The sequence below is a fragment of the Streptococcus sp. NPS 308 genome, from assembly GCF_002355895.1.
Lineage (GTDB): Bacteria > Bacillota > Bacilli > Lactobacillales > Streptococcaceae > Streptococcus.
Window position 1 is genome coordinate 1,841,602 of record NZ_AP017652.1, and the last position, 19,035, is coordinate 1,860,636.

The window sequence follows — 19,035 nt, forward strand, 5'->3', positions numbered from 1 at the left end:
GATACTATTATTGAATCAAGGCAACGCTGGAAACTTTACCATCCGCACCTGTTGTAATTTGGATGATTTTTCCTCCACCGATTTTGGCATTATACTTGCCATCATCAAGAGTGTAAGAGTAGCCTCTGATAGAATAGTTTTCTTTCTTTCCATCTGCAGTTTCTACTGTGAATTGCCCCCCTGATGAAACTGTAATGGTTTCGCCATTCGCTCCCTTCCAGTTGCCTGCTGCAGCTGAGAAGTCACCATCCACCATGGTTAAAACTCCCTTGTAGCGTTTGTTGTGTTCTGCTTGCTTGTCTTGAAGTTTGCGGTCAGTTGTTGGATCATAGCTTGACTGGTTAGACTGGGCTTGAGAACCTTGCTGGGTTGACGGAGCCTGAGAAGGGGCTGGTTGACTAGGAGTTGCTTGTTCTTGTCTTGATTCAGGTGCTGGTTTCGCTTGTGACTGATCTGCCGTTGTAGAAGACTGATCAGAAGATGCTTGAGCTTTTTCAGATGAAGCTGAGCTTGAAGATTTTTGAGTCTTGCTTTCTTTGTTAGAAGAAGCTGCTTTAGAACTTGATGATTGGCTTGTCTTTGCAGAGCTGCTGGTTTGAGTGGTTTCGTTTTTATTTCCACAAGCTCCCAGTAGCAACGTAGAAGCCAATACAGTCGCTGCCATCAATTTGATATAGGTTTTCTTTTTCATTTTTCTACTCCTTTGTAACATTTTTGAAATGTTAAGAAATCTTTTTGTAATATAATTGTAACATTGGACTTTGAATCTGTCAACTATTTAGAGAAACTATTTTAAAAATTATTCTCTCTACTATCTCTATTCGTAATCAAAACGAAAAAATAGGAAAATTTCCTAGATTAGAGCTATTTTTTTACATCCTACTTTATATAGTCGCTTGCATTGTTCTAAAATAAAAGCAATCGAAACAACAAAACTATCTCATGATGGTACATAAAGAGGTCGGGAACTTTATCCCGACCTCACTTTTTATTTCAATCGATAGGTTTTTCTTGGTTTCTTTTTGGGCACTCGCTTGAGTCCGACTTCTTCTACATATTCTCCGTATTTTACGAGAAAGTTATTGCTGACGATGGGGCGACCGGGGTTGATGAGATTGACCAGTTCAGTCCCTTCATAGACCGTAAACTCCTCCTCCAGCAGATAAAGGAAGGTCGGATTCCAATCGAGACGGCCTTGGATTCGTTTGATGGATTCTTGGATTATGGCATAATGGTCAAAGGCGAAGGCTCTCTCCTCCAACTCTACTCCCTCTAGGAAGCACTTGCCCGTCTGAAAATCGACATCTACAAAAACCACATCCTTAGCATCATCTCCAGCCTGAACGAGATCTAAGGCACGACTAGGCAGGTACACCAAGTGGGCAATGGTCACCGTCCAGCCACGTGGATCACGACCAGGAGTCGATACGGTCATCAATTGCTCGATTTTTTCCAAAGGAAGATCCAGATTGACTTCTTCTCTCACTTCGCGCTGACAGGCATGTGCAGCATCTTCTCCCTTGTCCATAAAGCCTCCAACCAGAGCCAAACAGTTTTGATAAGGGTGGGCCTTGCGACGGATCAGTAAGAGCTTGATTTTTCCTTCGACAAAGCAGTAGGCCACCATATCTACTGTCACACTTGGTTTTTCATATTGAGGGAGTTCCTGCCTGTAGTACCAGTCTAAAAACTCCTCCTGACTGGCATGAATTTCATAATATTCTTTTTCCGTCATCCCCGCTGGAATCTTCGTGTCTACCATTTTAAGCCTCCTTTCGAACTGCCTTGGTCCATTGGTACCATCCCACTAGACTGTTCAGTGTGTAAACCCAGTACATTCCTTGAATGTGGATATTTTCACCCCACCAGAGGTAGATACTAAAGAGATTGGTTGCAATCCAGAAAATCCATTGCTCGCGGTAAAGACGTGTCATCAAGAGCTGACCAACACCATTGGTCGCATCGGTAACACTATCACGGAAAGGGCGAGCGCTATGGATACTTTGATAAGCCAAGCCCATACCAATCCAGATAATGGCAGTCAAGGCTAAGTACTTGAGCCAGTCAAGAACAGATAATTTCTTAGCTTCAAAGTGGGATTCTTCTGGTTTTCCTTGGTCGTTGATACGATTGGACAACCAAGCATAGAGACCAATCGGCTGCATTACAAAGAAGTAAACGGTCGTCAAGACTTCGCCATAAAAAGTCGCATTCATAGCCAAAATTAAATAAATAGCTGAGTTAATAGCCCCAAAGAGATAATTGCTTGCACGCCCTTCTGCTACCAAGATAACACAGACAATCCCAGTCCAAGATGCAAACAAGCTCAACCAGTCATGGCTTTCTGCATTTTGTGTGAACTCTAAGATCAAGGGAACACTCGACAAGGCGATGAGATACAACCACTGGAAAAGACTACGGCCGACAAAGAGATCTTTCCAGAGCAAACGCATGATTCCTGCAAAACCGATTTTGCGGGCTTCTGCATGGACATTTTTAAAGTTTTCGATAAATTGTGTGATTTTTTTAGTTACTGTTTTCATCATTTTCTCCTAATCTGCTTGGTAAATAGTATCGATAGCCACTTTGGCTGCTTCATAATTTCCTAGGTAATCCTCAGCTAGATAAACTAGTGGAATGGTGGTTAAATATCGCTCTCTCATCTGATCCAGATGCTGGGAAAAACTATGACGAATATGGTCTTCTGCCATGGTCATATCTCTAAACCCGTCATTGACATAGGATCCGACAGGTTGCACAAAGAGAATCAAGTCCCATTTTTCCTTAGCCAAGATTGAAACAAAGAGATTGTCAAAGGTTTCTCCTGATAAATCCCCTTGGTCCTCAGTCTCCATGTAATAGTCATAGTAGCCCTTGGTTACCAAGGAGTTGGTATCGGCTATCACTAGACCTCGATTGGCATTGCTATCGATTAACTTGGAGGTCTGGTCATACTGCCCTAAAAGGAGATAATAATAATCCTTTGGGGTCAATTCATCGTCGCGGACATTGTTTTTGATCTGGTACTCACGCGCGTATTCCAGACTAACGGGCGCATCGTAATACCTTGCCAAATCCTTGGCTAGAGTGGTCTTCCCATTACTAGCACTTCCCATAATCAACACTTTCTTGGTAAACTGACGACGGAAGGGTTGAGCGATGTATTTCCAATATTTGCTTGGATTTTCTCGAATCATAGTCGCTGAGATACCAAACTTTCTTTCTTGCAAAACGGTCTCAAAGCCATGATTAGATAATTCTTGCTGGTAGTCACGTTCTCCCACAAAAAAGATCAGTTCTTGCTGGGCTTCATCATAGGAAATCTCCGCTAACATCTGGTCCAACCACTCCTGCCAGCCCATAGGGTAACGAGGAAGCTTGGTTTCATCTAACTTGCAGACAGAGATCAACTCATCGTCACAAAAAGCCTCTCTGATATAGCGAAATCTTTTTTGAAGAGTTAAGCCTATCTGCTCACCTCTGTCTCCCTCATAGCCTGAAACGACTACCCAGACCTGGTCACACTGACGCTTCGCTCGCTGGATTAGATCAATATGACCCTGATGAAGAGGGGCAAAGGTTCCAAATACCACTGCTGTTTTCTTTTTCATAAATATTTTACCTTTTTATAGTTTTTGATATTTTTATTTTCTTTGTTTTTATTATATACTATATTTTTGTTTTGTCAATAGTTTTTTATCATTTTTTATAAAAAAGTAGCAAAAAAGAATCAGGATTTCTCCTGATTCTCCATTTTTAAGCAATATCAAATTTCAATTGTCCAGCTTTGACACCAATTTTGAGGGTCTTGCCTGCTACCAGTTCTCCCTTGAGAAGGAGTTCTGCTAGCTTGTCTTCCACTTCTGTTTGCAGGGTTCTGCGAAGTGGACGGGCTCCCATTTCTGGATTGTAACCTTGACTAGCTAGTAACTTCAGTGCCGAAGCTTGCAGTTTCAAGTCGATACCCTTCTCTGCCAGGCTAGCAATCAATGGTTTCACCATGATCTTGACAATTTCCTGCATGTGTTCACTATCCAAGCTATGGAAGACCACCTTTTCATCAATACGGTTGATAAACTCTGGTCGATAAGCTTTTTTCAACTCTTCGAAGATGCGTTTTTCCATATTTTCCTGGTCAAAACGAATGTCCTTGGCCCCAAAGCCGACTGTCTTGTCATCACGAAGGGCTGTCGCACCAAGGTTTGACGTCATGATGATGATGGTATTTGAAAAGTCCACCTTGCGCCCCTTGCTGTCTGTCAAGACACCGTCGTCCAGAACCTGCAAGAGAACATTAAAGATGTCTGGGTGGGCCTTCTCTACCTCGTCAAAGAGGAGAACAGAGTATGGTTTGTTGCGAACCTTCTCTGTCAACTCCCCACCTTCTTCGTAGCCTACATAGCCCGGAGGAGCTCCATTGAGACGGCTAGCTGCGAATTTCTCCATATACTCACTCATATCAAAGCGGATAAGGGCTGATTCGTCATCAAAGAAGACTTCTGCCAAAGCCTTTGCCAATTCGGTCTTTCCGACTCCTGTCGGCCCTAGGAACATAAAGGAACCAATCGGACGCTTGTGACTGCGAATCCCTGACTGATTGCGACGAATAGCACGGCTAATACTTGAAACAGCTTGATCTTGACCGATGACACGTTTGTGTAGTTCAGCTTCCAAGTTCAGATATTTCTTGGCATCCGTTTGCGTCAGTTTTTGGACTGGAATCCCTGACAAGCGACTCAAAGTAGTCAGGATTTCAGTCTCTGTCACCAAGTCTTTATAGACAGGGACTTCCTGCTCTTTTGCGATTAGCTGGCCTGCTTGTTTCCACTTGCCATCCATCAAGGCCTTGTCAGCTGGACTCAAGTCGGATTCGTCCATTCTCACATGCTTGGATTTGTTTTGCACAGTTGCTGCTGCCTCATCCAAGAGGTCGATAGCAGAGTCTGGCAAGTGACGACTGGTCAGGTAACGATGTGCCATCTTAACAGCTGTTTCGACAGCTTCATCTGTGATTTGCACACGGTGGTGTTTCTCATAGGTAGCCTTCAAACCTTGCAAAATGGTCATGCTGTCAGCTAAACTTGGCTCTTCAATCGTCACTTTGGCAAAACGACGAGAAAGGGCAGCATCTTTTTCGATGTGTTTTTGGTATTCTTCCTGAGTAGTTGCACCAACCGTTCTCAAAGTTCCACGTGCCAAGGCTGGCTTCAAGATATTGGCCGCATCTAGAGTCGAATCAATACCGCTACCAGAACCCATGATGGTGTGAAGTTCATCAATAAAGAGGATTACTTTACCATCTTCCTCGATATCCTTGATGATATTGTTCATGCGCTCTTCAAAATCTCCACGGAAACGTGTCCCCGCAACAACATTCATCAAATCAAGCTCCAAAACGCGCATCTTGGCCATTTCCGTAGGTACATCCCCACTAGCAATACGCTGGGCAAGGCCAAGGGCTAGAGCTGTTTTCCCGACACCAGCATCTCCAACCAAGACCGGATTGTTCTTGGTCTTCCGACTCAAAATCTGAATCATACGTGAGATTTCCTTGTCTCGACCTATAACTGGCTCTAACTTGCCAGAACGCGCTTGCTCCGTTAGGTCATGCGTGTAGTCCTCTAGACCACCACTTTGAGCTTGAGGCATGCCCATCATATTGGCCATGGAATTTTGCTTGTCAGTTACTGTGCGATGACGTTGACGCAAAGCCTTGAGATCTTCTCTTGTCCATCCTGCACGTTCTTCTAGATTGCGACGAAGAGCAGCAATTCTGACCTGATCTTTCTGGTCTTCATAAGAAAAGCCCGCTCTCTCCAAGATGCGAGTTGCCAAGGCATTGCCGTCATGCAAGATTGCATAGAGGACATGCTCTGTCCCTAGCACCTTTGCGTGGACCACTGAGGCTACATACTCTGCTTCCGCAAAGAGGACCTCCAAACGATGGGAAAAGGGTAATTCCGTAAAGGTTTCATCTTGGCTATAGTCGGTTTCAGTCAGTTCCAACGCAACCTCTTCTAAACGATCCATTTCATAAGGATAATCGTTTAAAGTCGCACCTGCCACACTGTAACTGTGATTGGACATGGCAATCAATAAATGCCAAGACTCTAGATATCGAGCTCCAAAATGGCTCGCAACCATGTAGGCACTTTCGATACATTCATTCAATGCTTTTGAATAGTTCATCTTACTTCTCTTTTCTATCTACCTCTTGTAATAGCTGTCGGAGCATATTGGCACGGACAACTGGGGATTCTTCCCCTAGGACACGATCCGTTGCTACAGAAGTCAGCAAGGTCATCTCCTGCTTGGTCATTAAGTCCTGCTCCACCAAAAGCTGGAGAATATCCTCATAAATCTCCTGACTAACTCGCTCACCAATCGAGTAAAGCAAATCGCGGAGCATCTCATGATGATTGGAAAACTCAATCCGTCCGATGCGAATGTAGCCTCCGCCACCACGCTTGCTCTCAACCAAGTAACCTCTGCTTTCAGTAAAACGGGTCTTGATGACATAGTTGATCTGACTTGGCACAACCTGAAAGGTATCTGCCAACTGACTCCGCTGCAATTCCACGATACCAGACTGGTCTAAAATCGCCTTGATATAGGCTTCGATATGATCTGATGTATTTTTAAATCTCATAGTAAATCAAACTCCTTCTTTGAACCTTGACTATCTTTGACTATACTATCATTTAACACTCTATAAGTCAAATTTTTAAGGTCAAAGCCTTGAAAATACTGACTTTCTTTAAAAATACTACAACATTAGGACGCCTTAGTTTTTCTTGAAAGTTCCTAAAAAAGTCCACAAAAAAGAGCCCTAAAAAGGGCGTAATATTGACGAGTTCAGCAGGCAAGAAACTAGCACGGTCAAACGTGCTTTTTTATTACCTGGTAATATTATAGCATATCTTCCTCAGCATTTCCATTTCGCACATTTGTGCCGACTGACGCACTGTTGAGGTGTAATTTTTTGTATTGATGTACTAAAAGTCGCTTCTACGTGGTGTTCAAAGCCTAGTCTAGTTTTCTTAATACTTGCAAATTTAATATTTAGAACTTTCGTTTCTTTCTCTACTATTCGCAAAAATAAAGGAGTAACTATCTTTGACAGTTACCCCTTTTTGCTCTAATTATTTTTATTGGATAATTAGGATTATATTTCTACTATATTTCTAACTGATGAAGTTACATAAGTGAAAGTATGTTGTGTACGTCTAATAACTACTTTTACACTTGTCTTAATTTGATATTCTTCATTTGTAGTTAAATGAAGTGATTTTATTTCTGGATCGTTGACCTTTACATTCACAATTCCTTCTTGAGTATCCAAAGTTATCTTTTGAGTAGATAAGTCAACCTTGATTAATTTCCCCTGAACTATGATATTTTCTTGTTTTTCTATATGAGTATCCTTAAATTTTTTGTTAATCTCTACGATCTGTTCTTTAGCAAATAGCTTATTCGAATTATTTAGTTTATCTTGAATCTCTATCCCAAGTTTTTCTTTATTCAATCTAGAGACTAATTGTTTCACAGAATTAAAAGTTCTTGAACTATATGTCTCCACAAATTCTGGAATATCAATTGTTCCTTCAAGCAAATCAGATACATCATTCATTACATTTATTGCTATATTATTTTCACGATCGAAGATTGAAAGTTGATTAGTTTTTAATCCCAAATCAATTATAAATGAACCTGCTCTGGTAGAAGTAATTATAAGCTCATTCCTATTTAGAATATCTTTTGGAATCTGTCCTCGCTTTCCTTCAAATCCAATACACGATGCTATCCCATTTTCTTGAATACTCTCGACTGATTTGAGAGTTTCTGACAGTTGTCTTAACCCAATTTGTCCAGAAGGAAGATTCTCTGAAAGCAATCTGATAGAAAGCATACTCTTAACATTACTTGAATTTATCGCTTCTTCAAATTCTCTCATTGATTCAAGTCCCATATGCAACATAGCTCTTAATTCATCATTAGAAACTTTATTCGCTCTATCTTCAAGTATTTTTAATTCTGTACTCATAAAACCACCTCCTTATCTAATTCGATAATTCCTTTAGGGTTATGATTTCTGTCAAAACCAAATTTCCCTAACCAATAGGTTTCCTGGTAATCTATTTCATACCATTCTTTAGAAAACTGAATAAAGAAATTTTTATCCCAACAAACATAAACATCTAAATATTTATCTAATAAATCACCATGTTTACTCCTTAATAATTGAAAATATTCACAATTATTGGGATCTGGCTCAATAAATACAACACAATCAATATCATTTGGATTCACCTTATTGGAACAAAAACTGCCATCAATCCAGACTCTAGTTACTTTATTTTTATCTAATTCATTCCAAAAACTACAAAATGATTCAAAATTTCTATAACGTGTAGTTGAAGTTCGAAAGCCATTCACCAAAAAATCTTCAATTTCTGATTTTTCTCGTACATCAATTACGCCACCCTCTAGATTCCCATGTACGTTAAATTGCATATTCCCCTCCATACTTTAATCAAACAATGATTTAATCATATCTGCAATTCCTGATTGTATAATGTAGTTTTTCAAGAGATAAATTAATACTTTGAACTAATTATATCCCTTTTTTACTTATTATTCAATATTGTTGATTAAGTATTACCAAAAAAATCAGTCGGTGTTGATTTATTTTTAATTAAGATTCAATTAGTTCATATACAACAAAGTAAGGACTTACTGAAGTTCAACTTGAATTTTAAACACTCAATGTAAATCCTGCATTTTACTCAAAATCGGCCAGTTTTTACCCCCTTTTTGTCTGAAGTGCTCCGACTTGGAAAAAGTTCCCTTCACCGGTACCCTACTGGCCAAAAAGATTTTTTAAAAGGTGGGGGGAGTCAATATCCTTTCAATTCCACAAATCTTTTAGCGATTACCTTTCTACGGCTATTTATATAACGAGTAGTTTTATTTAGTTTCTCTGCCACGTCTTCCCAAGTCGCACCAGCTTCTAAATATCTCATTTTAAAAATGACTAGATCACTTTCAATTAAGTTTTCCATCAAGGTATCTACAACTAGTTTGAAGCCTTCTAAATATCTTAGTGTTTGGTCTTCTTCAATTCTAATGATTGTCGCTTCAGTAGGACTAGATACTGTCTTGCCTTTCCCACCAGTATAATCTTCAGTGCTATGTTTCTTATTATGTATCAGTTCCTGTCTTCTCAAATAAATTCTATTAGCAAGCGTTCTATATCGTCCTAACTCAATATCTATCCCGTCCAGGTCTCTGTTACTCAACTCGTACATAGGCAAGTACCTCCACTTAAATTTAAAAATTTTTTTATCTTTCAATTTGTCAAATTGTAAATTCTGTCAAACTGACAAAAAGCGCTAAAAGCCTTCCAACACTCCACTTACCAGGTATCATTGTTTTAAGTTTGACAACTCTTCAATATGACAAGTTCAAGGGAAATTTCTTTAATTTATCCCCTCAGTTTCTCATATCTTACATTCTGTGAAACTCACTCCATTCTGTAAACCCCTGATATACCTTGCTTTCAAGCTATTACTTCTTTTCAGTTTATGCTTACTTTGTTATGTGAAACTTAGTAAAGCATAAAAGTAGGACTAGCGATATCTCTTCTGTTTCAGCCATATATCACTAGCCTTACTTAATTTGTTCCCTATTTTTCTAAATACTCTTTAATGTCCCGATATTCCTTATAAAAATTCATCCACCCGCTAATATCAGGGTTTAAGAATGGTAAGACAGTACGCGGACTTACTTCCGTTCGATATAGCAATAGAGAATGTTTCTGACTTATTTCCCTGACTACACCTGCATGGATTTCTTCTACATCCTTCTTTAGTTCTTGAATTTCATCATATGCGTCCAGAATTCGTCTAAGTTTCTTTCGGTATTGTTTATAGATCTTCTTAGTTTCCATCCGTTGCTTAGTTTCTTTAAAAATGTATTCAAAGATGACTGCTTTAGCTTCTGAAAAATCACTATTATATTTTTCCTGAAGAGAATTAATAGCTTTTTCCATCTTTTCCAGCTTTTCTAAAGATTCTAAGTTATTTGACAAAAAAGAATCTATATTCTCAAATGAAACTGTTTGATTGCCTAAAAGACTCTTCCTTTTTTCGCTTAACTGTTCTCGTGCTGAATTAATCTTACTTTTTTATTATCTAGATCATCCAGTGTTTCAAATACTTGATTAATATCCATTTCTTTCTCCTAGTTCCATTGAATAAAGTAACCACAATCTTCTTCAACTTTTTTTACATCAAAACGGGTATGTAAAATCAACCGTTTTCCAAAATAGTCATTCGCATTCACCCAGCTAAGTGTATCTTTCTTTCGGTCAAACAAAGTAACAAAATTTTCTAGATCTCCGATAAAGCCTTTTTTGTCACCTTTATTCCCTAAGGTTGTATCATCTACAATTAAAAAGTTATCTACAAAGAATGTTTCACTTGTTCCTGTCTCTTTATCAACTTTAAGAAGATAATTTCCTGAAGTGTCTTTCATTTTTTCTAAGACACTAAATAGTGATTGACTAACAACCATAGATACATTGCGCTCTGGATTGATTAAAGAAACAATAGATTTCAAGTCGTCCATACTTGTAGCAGTCTGCACTTTCGCAGTTTGGAGAATTTTGCCAATCTCTCTATTTCGTGTTCTACGTTTTAATTTAATAATCTTCTTACCAAGAAAATCCGTTAAATTATATTGGCCATCATCTAATTGTTCCTGTGAAAAATCAAGTTTTCCACTGAATAATTTAACTAAGTAATCAACGCTGATAGTTTTCTTTTTATCTGCTTCTGTTCTCTCAACCGAATTTTCGCTAACTTCTTGTAATGAATCAGATTCAAAGTCAGTTACTTCATACTTCCCACCACGGGTACGAGTCTCAATAACATTTACTAGATCAACCAGCTCTTTACGTTGATGTTCATCTTCATAACTATCAAGGATTGGTTTTTCAATGAGTACATGATTATTTTCTACGTTCATCCCTCTAGTGTTATAACCTGTACTTCGGATATAAGCTTCTAAATTTTCTTTTTGTTTAACTAAGTTAGTTGTCATTTTTTGCTCCTTTATCTTTTAATATCTGATTTTTGTTTATAATTTTTTCTAAAATTCTTTGCTCTTAGCTTTTCTTTTATGACTCTCCGAGCCTTTAGAATCATTTTTTCTAGATTTTGATTTGTCTTGTTTGTTAGCATATTTTTCTAGTATTTCTTGTTTCCGTTGTTCTAAGCTATCATCTTCTTTTTTACACTGAGAAAAGATTTTCTGTCTTTTATCTGGGTCCATAGAAAACTTATTGGCTACTACATACCCTAAAGAAGTATCTCCTGACATCTCCCTCACCCCCTTTCTATGCAAACAAAAAGGGACATACCACTAGCATTATATGCTTACGGTATGTCCCTGAGTTGTTCTCAATAGACTTATTTTTTAGTTTCTTTTTTGACTAGATGGGTAAACTTCCCATCTGAATAGAATAAAGTAACTTCTCCAAAACTTGGAACTTTTTCTATCTCTATTATACCACATTTTTCATAGACAACAAAGCCTTTTTCTGTTGCAAATCGCATTTTATCATCATTCATTGATATTCTCCCCTCACTGTGTTTATAGTGTATCTCTTATCTTTGATCGTAAAAGCCTTGAAAGTGTTCCCTTCTAAACCTTTCAAAATTCTACTTGAATTTCTAGCATTGTATACCGTTCGCAGTTCACTACTATCTAGGTTCGTGTTGAAAATCGTAGTTTCTCGATTATTGATAATATCAAACAAGAAATCCTGTTCCCAATCGCTCTTAGGTGTTACCGTCCCATTTTTTGCCCCCAGGTCATCGATGATTAGAAAATCAACATCAACAAGCTTTTTAACCGCCTCATACTCTGTTAAATTTGCATTTCTTCCATAAGCCCAGCCTTCTTTTATCTGCTTGATAATCTCGGTTAAGCTGACAAACAAGACACTCTTAGGCTCGTTCTTCTCTCTGAAGCTCTCATTGATTTCTTTGGCCAGGGCAAGAGATAAATGACTTTTCCCTATTCCTGTGCTACCGCTGATTAAAGTATTTCCTGTCATACCTGCAAGGTACTTCTGGACTTGCCCCTTTACAAACTCTAACATCTGATGCTCTTCTGTCGTCTTAACAAAGAAATTATCAAACGTTGCCCCCTTCAACTCGTTAGGAATCGTACTGTCACGCATTAAGACATCATAAGTTTTAAAGTAAGCCTGTCTATCCTCGAACTGCTGTAATAAGTCTTGCTCTTTTTGTTTAATCTCTCCCTTCACACACTCCGGGCAAAATGCTTGTACTTTCCTTTCTGAACTCCCTAACACTGGTACAGAAATTTCCCAATAATTTACCTGGTGAATATCGCAAACCTTATCCGATATTTTTCTGTTATTAAATTCTTTAAATTGTTCCTTCATCTTTGCAACTCCTAAAATGGTAGATCTGGAAAGTTGTCTTCGGACTTCCCTTTTATGGTTTTAGGCTTTTGATTCAAATAACCGTCAAACTTAGATCCGAAAAGTGTTTCTGGTCTCAGATATTTAGAAAATTCAGGACTATCCTTCCATTCTGCCGTTTTAATATCTATCACCTGTTTAAAATCTTCAAGTGTATAGCCTTCTTTGAATCGTGCTAGTAAAAGCCTTTTTGTCTTATCAACAAACTTATACCTCTTATTAGCTACTTGATTCAGATAAACAATAGGAATCCAAAGTTCTTTATGTTTTGTTTTCTCTAAATCTTTTATAGCTGTTTCTTCAAGCCAAGTAGGAAAAGTGAAAGATGAGCTTTGCTCATTAGGCGAGGTTCCCTCGACTATATATTCTTTATTTATATCTAACTTTAAATCTTGCTCTAACTCTTTCTCTTTATCTATCTCTTTCTCTGTCTTACATGTAGATAACGTTGTAAAATTATTAGATAACAATGTAAGATTATTTTCTTTCTCTTGTTGCTCTTTGCGGTAGCTTCTCATATATGCAGCGTGGTTTGTTTCTTGTTGTACCAAAGCTTTTGCTTGTGTTAACTCGGCATTTTTATCTTCATCAATCTGAATCAGGCCACATTGCGTAAAATAAGCTATAGTCATAGATATATCATCTTCAGAAACATCTAATTTCAAGGCCAGTTCTTCTTTTAAGGTTTCAAAGTACCCTTCGTAATACAGAATACAATCACTTTCAAGACTTTCTAACATCATGCGCATATAGATCACTGTCATGGTATAGCCACCAGGCATACTTTTTAGACGCTTAATAAATAGGTTGTCAAAAAATTTCTTATCAATTTTCAACCAAAAATATACTTTAGTCTTTGCCATCATCTACCCCCAAAAACTTTAAAACATCTGAGATTTTATAATACGCTTTTCTAGTATCTTCAATAGGCGGTATATACTGTGGTAGTCCCGCACCTTCCCATTTTATCAAGGTTTTATCTCCTATGCCCAGTTCTTCCTTTAGTTCCACCTTGCTGATCAAATCTAATCTTTTTTGAGGTACTTTCTCATGGCTTTTTAAATACCGTTCCACTGCCTCCAAAATCTTAGACTTTAAATCTTCAATCATTTTTTCAAACATCTTAGTACCCCCATGGCTTAACCGCTGCAAGCTGAATATATCGCCCATAATCAGGGCTTAAATCCTCGATAGTTGTTTCTATCGTCTGTGTACTTTCTCGCTCGATTTGGGCGCTTTTTTTGTGGTCTCGGTGGTTTAAATACATGAGAAAGCCAATCAATATCACGGTAAAAATAAGCGCCTGTGTATTGCTTAAATCTAGTTCATTCATGCTATGCCCTCGCTTTGTAATTCTTGATATAATTTACTTGATAGCTTCGCTTCATCTTCAGAAAGTCGTACACCTCTTCAGAAGTTACTTTATCATCTAAAAAGTCAATGATGAACTGAAAGAGGTTCGGATGTTTATCCTTGATTTTAGTCATTAGCTTGTCAAATTCTGATCGTGTCATGTTATCTAGATCTAGAGTCATATTTTTCTCCATTAGCCTTTCCTTGTCCTTTTTCTTGCCTGTTTTCTATATGGTATGCTTCACCACTCCAAACGCTGGGCAGTGGCCCCAAGTTGGCGAACGCTTGTAGCGGTGTTTCATGAGTAATTACCCATCTTTCAGCTAAACAAGGCCTTAGAATCACCCTGTCAGCGCTTGATTTCAAAACCTTTTCTAATTGCTTGCCTGCTCTTCGGTTTTTCTTTAGGTATTTGATAGAATAGATATTTTTTGCTATAATCAAAGCATAGAAAAAATTTCTATATCCTTAATCTTGTCGCTTGCTCGCCTCGTCTAAAATTTGAGCAAGTGATTTTTTTATTTTCTTTTTGCATGATTACTACCCGACTGTGGTTTATAAATCAAATCTTTACTATCGATAAGATCCAGAATCCAGCTGAATCCCTGCTTCACCATTTCAAGAAATGCGCCCAGGTCTTCACTTTCTAAGTCCTCATAGTTCATACAAAGATATTCGGCTAGTTGTCTGTCTTTCTCAACTAGCTTTTTAAAATCCTTGAAATACTTGGGAATTTCTAACCCTTTGGCATTTGTAACTGTCTTAAATTCATTTTCCATTTTCCATACTCCTATACTTTAAAAATTAATTCCTTAATTTCTGAATACCCCCTATTCAAGTTAATCATAGCTATTGCCATATCTTCCAAACGTTGGTAGTTTGTCAGCTCTACACTTGTCAAGCCATCAATACCGTTCTTACTTTCTCGCTCCTTCATTAGTTGCGCTTTATTCTTCCCTGTCACTCCCTTTAGCAGTAAGTTTGTCAGGGTGCTATAGGCATGCTTGGGGGCTTTCTCCCATGTTTGAATAGCTTCAGTTAAGCTTTTACGCTTTGGTTTTTCCAGTTCTCTTTGAAGGTAGCGTTTAGAAAGTTCATCACGCATTTCAAAGAAGGCTTTGACAAGATTAGTTTTGAAGTTGGCCACTTGCTCAGTATTTTTTAAGAATGTAACTAACAAGGTCGCTTGTTGCTCATTCAAAATATAATCCTTAGTATTCTGACCGCTTTCCATAGCTTGGATTTTAAATCCAACCTTTCCGAACCGTTCAAACCTTACTTGATGTTTGCGGATTGTCTTGGTTATTGTGTGATGTTGCAATCCAGTGCATTCTGCTACGACACTGCTCAGTGTATACGGCTCTTTCTTGCCGTCCATGTAAACCAGTTCCATTGGTTCGCTCCTTTCTTCTTTTGTCAGTGCTTGCCACCTAAAACAGTACCAAAGTAAATCATTGAGGTAGGGAAAATTTAGGAGAGAATAAACCCCTACAAACCCTTGATACTGCCATAGGTAGCAAGCAAAATATTTCTAGACTCTGTCTTATGCCCCTTTCTAGTAATCTTCAGCAAGCCACTGCATGGCTTTTTGGTAAATGCTAGGCTTTACTTCGCCTCCGTCTCGGATTTTCCTGTAAGTAATTGGATTCACTCCAATTTCCTCGCTGGCTCTTTTAGCAGTCAAATTCTTGTCCGCTTGCTTTCGGCGAATTGCTTTTGCTTGTGTTGAGGTGATAAGCAATACAGTTCCCTCCTTTCTTGTTTGTAAAGTTTATCTTTACTTAGACCAAGTATATAATGTTTTTCTTTACCTGTCAAGAGAAAATAAATAAAAACTTTACAAAAGTTTTTTTAGCGGTTATAATTTAACTGAGGTGATAAAATGTCAACAATAAAAAATAGGCTAAAGATTCTAAGAACCAAAGAGGGAATAACTCAAGATGAATTAGCTCAAATAATAAATAAAGAACTAAAAGAAAACGAAAAACCAATATCCAAAATGGTGATATCTAATTGGGAAAATAATAAACATACTATCAAACCAGATAAAGCCCAGCTACTCGCTAACCACTTTGGGGTAAGCGTTGGCCACTTATTGGGACATGAAGATGAACAAAATATTTTAAAAATAATCCAAAGTAACGAATTTAAAAAATTACTTAATGATATAGATATTGAAAAAATAAATGAACTTAGTTCAGCGTACAAAAACGTTGAAGAACATATAAATAATCCTGTAAAGTATAACAATTTTGGAAAAGGATTGCTTAATCATATCCCATCGTATATGTTTACAATTGAAGAACTAATAAATGCTGATAAAGAGAACAATACAAATTTTGCAGATATTTTAATCAACTATATTTCTTTAAATGACTATGATAAAAAAATAGCTTTTGATTTAGTTCAAAAACTATCTGAGAGAGACAAAGAAAAGGAGTAACCCCATGGGATTTTTTGACACTGTAAAACAAGAAGGTAGTTTTTCTACTGCATCTGGAGCAAATGGACTACACTACGTTGTCCTTCAGGTAACTTTGAAAGAAAAGTTTTTCGGAACTGGATCAGGAAACCTTACAGAGTTAGAAGATGTTATCAATAAGCAAGCATCAAAAGGTTATCGCCTACATACCATCACAACCGCCAATGGTGGAAGCAAAGGACTGGGTGGTGGAGACCGTATCCAGGCCACAATGGTTTTTGAGAAGATTCTATAAAAATCCCCCATATTCGCCAATAGTGCCCATATTTCTAAGGTCTATTGTGCAAAAACAAGGGAAAGTGAAAAATAGAAAGCCAATTTTACAGACTAAAGCGCAAAAAACGGCAAAATTGACAAATAGAGATGACTAATATCTTCTAAACCATCGGCGAAATCGTGGGCATATGTAGAGAGAATTAAAATGAACAAAGAAAATCCATATTTTGAACAAACCAAACAAAACTACATAGAAGTTGAAAAACTCTATAAACTTGGTAAAGCAAAGCATACATCTTCTAAATACAGATTTCTTGCACCAGCAGTTAAAAGACAATCTGAACAATTCTTATTTGAAGCCAAGACTCAAAAAAGAAAATATTGGAAATTCAGTCGTGGTTCTCTGGTATTTGTAGAGTTCGGTGTAAATATAGGCGGAGAATTATCAAATAATCATTGGGCTATTGTCTTAGACAAAGTAGATAGTCCCTATAAAAAAACACTTACAGTAATTCCTCTAACATCTAAAAATCAAATAGATACTGTACTCATAGACGAAGTCATTGCGGAATATCCTTCTATTTTGCTTGATGAATATATTGAAAAATTACACAAAGAATTATTTGCCTACCTAAAATATTTAGATTCCAATAATGCAATTACTGAAGCTGCCTTATCGGATGTCTACCAAGCTTATACAGAACAATTTTCAAACGAAATAATTCAACCTAAGATAATAGACGATGATAACCTTAAACGGACACAATCAGAAATAAATGACGTTATTGAATTAACTCAATACTACAAAAAATACATTAAGCGTTCTTATGCCAAGTGTAATAACCTTCAAACAATCAGCAAAGATAGAATTTTAAAGAAAAATAGATTAGATCCAATCGGAAAAATGAAAGTATCTGATAACACATTGGACAAAATTAACGAAAAGTTAAAAGAATTATACCTTTTCTAATCTCTTGACATTTTTTAATAATTATATTACAATACAGCTATTAGGAGTTTAGCTCCATAAAGTTTACATTTGGATTTTAGATCCATAACGTGATAGTAGCCGTATTTGATACGGCTACTTTTCTTTTTATATTCTAGTAAACATAACTTAAAATAAAAAACTCCCCATATTCGCCTTGTTTTCTATTCTGGTACAATTTACCGTCCGACTGCTTAAAATCGAAAATAGAGGGGTTCTCGTAGCTCCTCGCATGGTATAAATTCAAAACCTTTTCTAATTGCTTGCCTGCTGATGGAAAAGGAGTTAAAACCATGAAAATTACACAACACACGAAAAAAGACGGATCAGCAGTCTACCGCTCCAGTATCTATCTTGGCATTGATTCTATTACTGGTAAGAAGGTCAAGACTACCATATCAGCACGAACAAAGAAAGAACTCAAAAACAAGGTCACCCAGGCTAAGGTAGAATTTGAGAAAAACGGCTCTACACGGAAACAACGCTCGCATATAACAACCTATAGCGAACTTGTGGACTTATTTTGGCAAACCTACCAACATACCATAAAGACTAACACGCAGATAAAGATAAAAGGCTGCTTAAATAATTACCTCTTGCCCTCATTTGGTACTTACAAACTAGATAAACTTACTCCTGTTATTATCCAAACTCAGGTAAATAAATGGGCGGATGAGTACAATCAGGACGGAACGGGATATAAAGAATACAATCACCTTCACGCCTTAAATAAACGTATTCTACAGTATGGAGTTTCTATCCAGGCATTGGATAATAACCCTGCTCGTGATGTTGTCATTCCTAGAAAGATAACAAGAGATAAGCAAGAAATTAAATACTTTCAAGATCAGGAACTTAAAAACTTCCTCTCCTATCTCGATAACCTGGAGAATACCTTTATCAATTTCTATGATACTGTGCTTTATAAAACGCTCCTAGCTACTGGACTGCGCATCCGTGAATGTCTGGCCCTGGAATGGTCTGATATTGACCTGCAGAACGGAACAATCGATATTAACAAAACACTCAATATTTTAAACCAGGTAAACACTCCTAAGACAAAATCAAGCTATAGAGTCCTAGATATCGATCATAAAACAGTACTCATGCTTCGTCTCTACCGAGCAAGACAAGCAGAAAACGGTAGAAACATTGGCCTAACCTATGAGAAGGTATTCTCTGATAGCTTTGACAACTATGTCAATACTCGAAAGGTCGATTATCGCCTACATAAACACTTAAAAAACGCTAACTGTACTGATTTAGGCTTTCATGCTTTCCGACACACTCACGCTAGTATCTTGCTTAATGCCGGTCTACCCTACAAGGAAATACAGACACGACTTGGCCATGCAAAAATATCTGTAACTATGGACACTTACAGCCATTTATCAAAAGAGAACCAAAAAAGAGCAGTCTCATTCTTTGAAACTGCCCTCGAAAAAATAAAAAGTTCTTAAAAAAGTCCACAAAATAAAAAAA

26 protein-coding genes are annotated in these 19,035 nt (G+C 37.5%); 4 read left to right on the top strand and 22 right to left on the bottom strand.

Features of this window, described 5'->3' with window-relative positions:
- Positions 1-7: 7 nt before the first annotated feature.
- The 22 genes from SNAG_RS09310 to SNAG_RS09410 form a co-directional block, all read right to left on the bottom strand.
- Positions 8-691, bottom strand: a complete 684-nt coding sequence (locus tag SNAG_RS09310) for a hypothetical protein (protein ID WP_000730902.1) — start codon at positions 689-691, stop codon at positions 8-10.
- 297 nt (positions 692-988) lie between these two features.
- The gene (locus tag SNAG_RS09315) at positions 989-1,762 is read right to left on the bottom strand and encodes an NUDIX domain-containing protein (RefSeq protein WP_042767589.1); all 774 of its coding nucleotides are present in this window, start codon (positions 1,760-1,762) and stop codon (positions 989-991) included.
- Between the two features lies 1 nt (position 1,763).
- Positions 1,764-2,543, bottom strand: coding sequence for a nicotinamide riboside transporter PnuC (pnuC, locus tag SNAG_RS09320; protein ID WP_096408675.1), 780 nt, complete (start codon positions 2,541-2,543; stop codon positions 1,764-1,766).
- 9 nt (positions 2,544-2,552) lie between these two features.
- Entirely contained in the window at positions 2,553-3,611 is a 1,059-nt protein-coding gene (locus SNAG_RS09325; RefSeq protein WP_096408678.1) for an AAA family ATPase, read from the bottom strand.
- A gap of 145 nt (positions 3,612-3,756) precedes the next feature.
- Positions 3,757-6,189 (bottom strand): ATP-dependent Clp protease ATP-binding subunit, encoded by a 2,433-nt coding sequence (locus SNAG_RS09330; RefSeq protein ID WP_096408680.1) that lies wholly within the window; start codon positions 6,187-6,189, stop codon positions 3,757-3,759.
- Position 6,190: 1 nt separating this feature from the next.
- Positions 6,191-6,649: a CtsR family transcriptional regulator gene (locus SNAG_RS09335; RefSeq protein ID WP_001211257.1), complete on the bottom strand. Its 459-nt coding sequence runs from the start codon at positions 6,647-6,649 to the stop codon at positions 6,191-6,193.
- Between the two features lie 276 nt (positions 6,650-6,925).
- A complete protein-coding gene (locus tag SNAG_RS10070; protein ID WP_422664248.1) occupies positions 6,926-7,096 on the bottom strand; it encodes a DUF7720 family protein in 171 nt (56 codons plus the stop codon).
- Positions 7,097-7,165: 69 nt separating this feature from the next.
- Positions 7,166-8,044 (bottom strand): hypothetical protein, encoded by an 879-nt coding sequence (locus SNAG_RS09340; protein WP_049537994.1) that lies wholly within the window; start codon positions 8,042-8,044, stop codon positions 7,166-7,168.
- On the bottom strand, positions 8,041-8,514 hold the full coding sequence (locus SNAG_RS09345) for a DUF6932 family protein (protein WP_049537991.1): 474 nt from the start codon (positions 8,512-8,514) through the stop codon (positions 8,041-8,043). The genes SNAG_RS09340 and SNAG_RS09345 overlap by 4 nt, the downstream gene beginning before the upstream one ends.
- Positions 8,515-8,897: 383 nt before the next feature.
- A complete protein-coding gene (locus SNAG_RS09350) occupies positions 8,898-9,308 on the bottom strand; it encodes a DUF722 domain-containing protein (RefSeq protein WP_049537989.1) in 411 nt (136 codons plus the stop codon).
- 377 nt (positions 9,309-9,685) lie between these two features.
- Positions 9,686-10,051: a hypothetical protein gene (locus SNAG_RS09355; protein ID WP_231906667.1), complete on the bottom strand. Its 366-nt coding sequence runs from the start codon at positions 10,049-10,051 to the stop codon at positions 9,686-9,688.
- A gap of 191 nt (positions 10,052-10,242) precedes the next feature.
- Entirely contained in the window at positions 10,243-11,103 is an 861-nt protein-coding gene (locus tag SNAG_RS09360; RefSeq protein WP_049509664.1) for a phage major capsid protein, read from the bottom strand.
- A 48-nt stretch (positions 11,104-11,151) separates the two neighbouring features.
- Entirely contained in the window at positions 11,152-11,382 is a 231-nt protein-coding gene (locus SNAG_RS09365) for a hypothetical protein (RefSeq protein WP_004261935.1), read from the bottom strand.
- A gap of 89 nt (positions 11,383-11,471) precedes the next feature.
- On the bottom strand, positions 11,472-11,633 hold the full coding sequence (locus SNAG_RS09840; protein ID WP_000997172.1) for a hypothetical protein: 162 nt from the start codon (positions 11,631-11,633) through the stop codon (positions 11,472-11,474).
- Positions 11,630-12,475, bottom strand: a complete 846-nt coding sequence (locus SNAG_RS09370; RefSeq protein ID WP_049537987.1) for an ATP-binding protein — start codon at positions 12,473-12,475, stop codon at positions 11,630-11,632. Before SNAG_RS09370 ends, SNAG_RS09840 begins: the two co-directional genes overlap by 4 nt.
- An 11-nt stretch (positions 12,476-12,486) precedes the next feature.
- Positions 12,487-13,377 (bottom strand): conserved phage C-terminal domain-containing protein, encoded by an 891-nt coding sequence (locus SNAG_RS09375; protein ID WP_049537985.1) that lies wholly within the window; start codon positions 13,375-13,377, stop codon positions 12,487-12,489.
- Positions 13,364-13,636: a hypothetical protein gene (locus SNAG_RS09380; protein WP_049490554.1), complete on the bottom strand. Its 273-nt coding sequence runs from the start codon at positions 13,634-13,636 to the stop codon at positions 13,364-13,366. The genes SNAG_RS09375 and SNAG_RS09380 overlap by 14 nt, the downstream gene beginning before the upstream one ends.
- Position 13,637: 1 nt before the next feature.
- Entirely contained in the window at positions 13,638-13,847 is a 210-nt protein-coding gene (locus SNAG_RS09385; protein ID WP_061853314.1) for a hypothetical protein, read from the bottom strand.
- 1 nt (position 13,848) lies between these two features.
- Positions 13,849-14,049 (bottom strand): hypothetical protein, encoded by a 201-nt coding sequence (locus tag SNAG_RS09390; protein WP_049537981.1) that lies wholly within the window; start codon positions 14,047-14,049, stop codon positions 13,849-13,851.
- A gap of 336 nt (positions 14,050-14,385) precedes the next feature.
- Positions 14,386-14,646 carry a hypothetical protein gene (locus SNAG_RS09400; protein WP_049537979.1) on the bottom strand — a complete coding sequence of 87 codons (261 nt, stop codon included), beginning with the start codon at positions 14,644-14,646 and terminating at the stop codon, positions 14,386-14,388.
- Positions 14,647-14,657: 11 nt separating this feature from the next.
- A complete protein-coding gene (locus tag SNAG_RS09405; RefSeq protein ID WP_049537977.1) occupies positions 14,658-15,260 on the bottom strand; it encodes a Rha family transcriptional regulator in 603 nt (200 codons plus the stop codon).
- A gap of 162 nt (positions 15,261-15,422) precedes the next feature.
- On the bottom strand, positions 15,423-15,608 hold the full coding sequence (locus SNAG_RS09410) for a hypothetical protein (RefSeq protein ID WP_000909284.1): 186 nt from the start codon (positions 15,606-15,608) through the stop codon (positions 15,423-15,425).
- 141 nt (positions 15,609-15,749) lie between these two features.
- Here SNAG_RS09410 and SNAG_RS09415 point away from each other — a divergent pair, with 141 nt between their 5' ends.
- From SNAG_RS09415 to SNAG_RS09435, 4 genes are all read left to right on the top strand, one after another.
- Positions 15,750-16,310 (top strand): helix-turn-helix domain-containing protein, encoded by a 561-nt coding sequence (locus SNAG_RS09415; RefSeq protein ID WP_049487577.1) that lies wholly within the window; start codon positions 15,750-15,752, stop codon positions 16,308-16,310.
- A gap of 4 nt (positions 16,311-16,314) precedes the next feature.
- A complete protein-coding gene (locus tag SNAG_RS09420) occupies positions 16,315-16,584 on the top strand; it encodes a DUF4177 domain-containing protein (protein ID WP_096408682.1) in 270 nt (89 codons plus the stop codon).
- A 186-nt stretch (positions 16,585-16,770) separates the two neighbouring features.
- Complete coding sequence (locus SNAG_RS09425; protein WP_042900397.1) at positions 16,771-17,535, top strand: type II toxin-antitoxin system PemK/MazF family toxin; 765 nt, start codon at positions 16,771-16,773, stop codon at positions 17,533-17,535.
- Between the two features lie 311 nt (positions 17,536-17,846).
- Positions 17,847-19,013, top strand: coding sequence for a tyrosine-type recombinase/integrase (locus tag SNAG_RS09435; protein ID WP_096408685.1), 1,167 nt, complete (start codon positions 17,847-17,849; stop codon positions 19,011-19,013).
- Positions 19,014-19,035: the final 22 nt, after the last annotated feature.

Excerpts from the sequence above, each read along its gene's own strand:
- SNAG_RS09840 (WP_000997172.1), bottom strand. The coding sequence starts at position 11,633 with ATGAATGATGATAAAATGCGATTTGCAACAGAAAAAGGCTTTGTTGTC.
- pnuC (WP_096408675.1), bottom strand. The coding sequence starts at position 2,543 with ATGAAAACAGTAACTAAAAAAATCACACAATTTATCGAAAACTTTAAA.
- SNAG_RS09375 (WP_049537985.1), bottom strand. The coding sequence starts at position 13,377 with ATGGCAAAGACTAAAGTATATTTTTGGTTGAAAATTGATAAGAAATTT.
- SNAG_RS09325 (WP_096408678.1), bottom strand. The coding sequence starts at position 3,611 with ATGAAAAAGAAAACAGCAGTGGTATTTGGAACCTTTGCCCCTCTTCAT.
- SNAG_RS09365 (WP_004261935.1), bottom strand. The coding sequence starts at position 11,382 with ATGTCAGGAGATACTTCTTTAGGGTATGTAGTAGCCAATAAGTTTTCT.
- SNAG_RS09420 (WP_096408682.1), top strand. The coding sequence starts at position 16,315 with ATGGGATTTTTTGACACTGTAAAACAAGAAGGTAGTTTTTCTACTGCA.
- SNAG_RS09380 (WP_049490554.1), bottom strand. The coding sequence starts at position 13,636 with ATGTTTGAAAAAATGATTGAAGATTTAAAGTCTAAGATTTTGGAGGCA.
- SNAG_RS09390 (WP_049537981.1), bottom strand. The coding sequence starts at position 14,049 with ATGACTCTAGATCTAGATAACATGACACGATCAGAATTTGACAAGCTA.
- SNAG_RS09425 (WP_042900397.1), top strand. The coding sequence starts at position 16,771 with ATGAACAAAGAAAATCCATATTTTGAACAAACCAAACAAAACTACATA.
- SNAG_RS09355 (WP_231906667.1), bottom strand. The coding sequence starts at position 10,051 with ATGGAAAAAGCTATTAATTCTCTTCAGGAAAAATATAATAGTGATTTT.
- SNAG_RS09310 (WP_000730902.1), bottom strand. The coding sequence starts at position 691 with ATGAAAAAGAAAACCTATATCAAATTGATGGCAGCGACTGTATTGGCT.
- SNAG_RS09350 (WP_049537989.1), bottom strand. The coding sequence starts at position 9,308 with ATGTACGAGTTGAGTAACAGAGACCTGGACGGGATAGATATTGAGTTA.
- SNAG_RS09370 (WP_049537987.1), bottom strand. The coding sequence starts at position 12,475 with ATGAAGGAACAATTTAAAGAATTTAATAACAGAAAAATATCGGATAAG.
- SNAG_RS09340 (WP_049537994.1), bottom strand. The coding sequence starts at position 8,044 with ATGAGTACAGAATTAAAAATACTTGAAGATAGAGCGAATAAAGTTTCT.
- SNAG_RS09385 (WP_061853314.1), bottom strand. The coding sequence starts at position 13,847 with ATGAATGAACTAGATTTAAGCAATACACAGGCGCTTATTTTTACCGTG.
- SNAG_RS09415 (WP_049487577.1), top strand. The coding sequence starts at position 15,750 with ATGTCAACAATAAAAAATAGGCTAAAGATTCTAAGAACCAAAGAGGGA.
- SNAG_RS09315 (WP_042767589.1), bottom strand. The coding sequence starts at position 1,762 with ATGGTAGACACGAAGATTCCAGCGGGGATGACGGAAAAAGAATATTAT.
- SNAG_RS09345 (WP_049537991.1), bottom strand. The coding sequence starts at position 8,514 with ATGCAATTTAACGTACATGGGAATCTAGAGGGTGGCGTAATTGATGTA.
- SNAG_RS09400 (WP_049537979.1), bottom strand. The coding sequence starts at position 14,646 with ATGGAAAATGAATTTAAGACAGTTACAAATGCCAAAGGGTTAGAAATT.
- SNAG_RS09330 (WP_096408680.1), bottom strand. The coding sequence starts at position 6,189 with ATGAACTATTCAAAAGCATTGAATGAATGTATCGAAAGTGCCTACATG.
- SNAG_RS09405 (WP_049537977.1), bottom strand. The coding sequence starts at position 15,260 with ATGGAACTGGTTTACATGGACGGCAAGAAAGAGCCGTATACACTGAGC.
- SNAG_RS09435 (WP_096408685.1), top strand. The coding sequence starts at position 17,847 with ATGAAAATTACACAACACACGAAAAAAGACGGATCAGCAGTCTACCGC.
- SNAG_RS09335 (WP_001211257.1), bottom strand. The coding sequence starts at position 6,649 with ATGAGATTTAAAAATACATCAGATCATATCGAAGCCTATATCAAGGCG.
- SNAG_RS09360 (WP_049509664.1), bottom strand. The coding sequence starts at position 11,103 with ATGACAACTAACTTAGTTAAACAAAAAGAAAATTTAGAAGCTTATATC.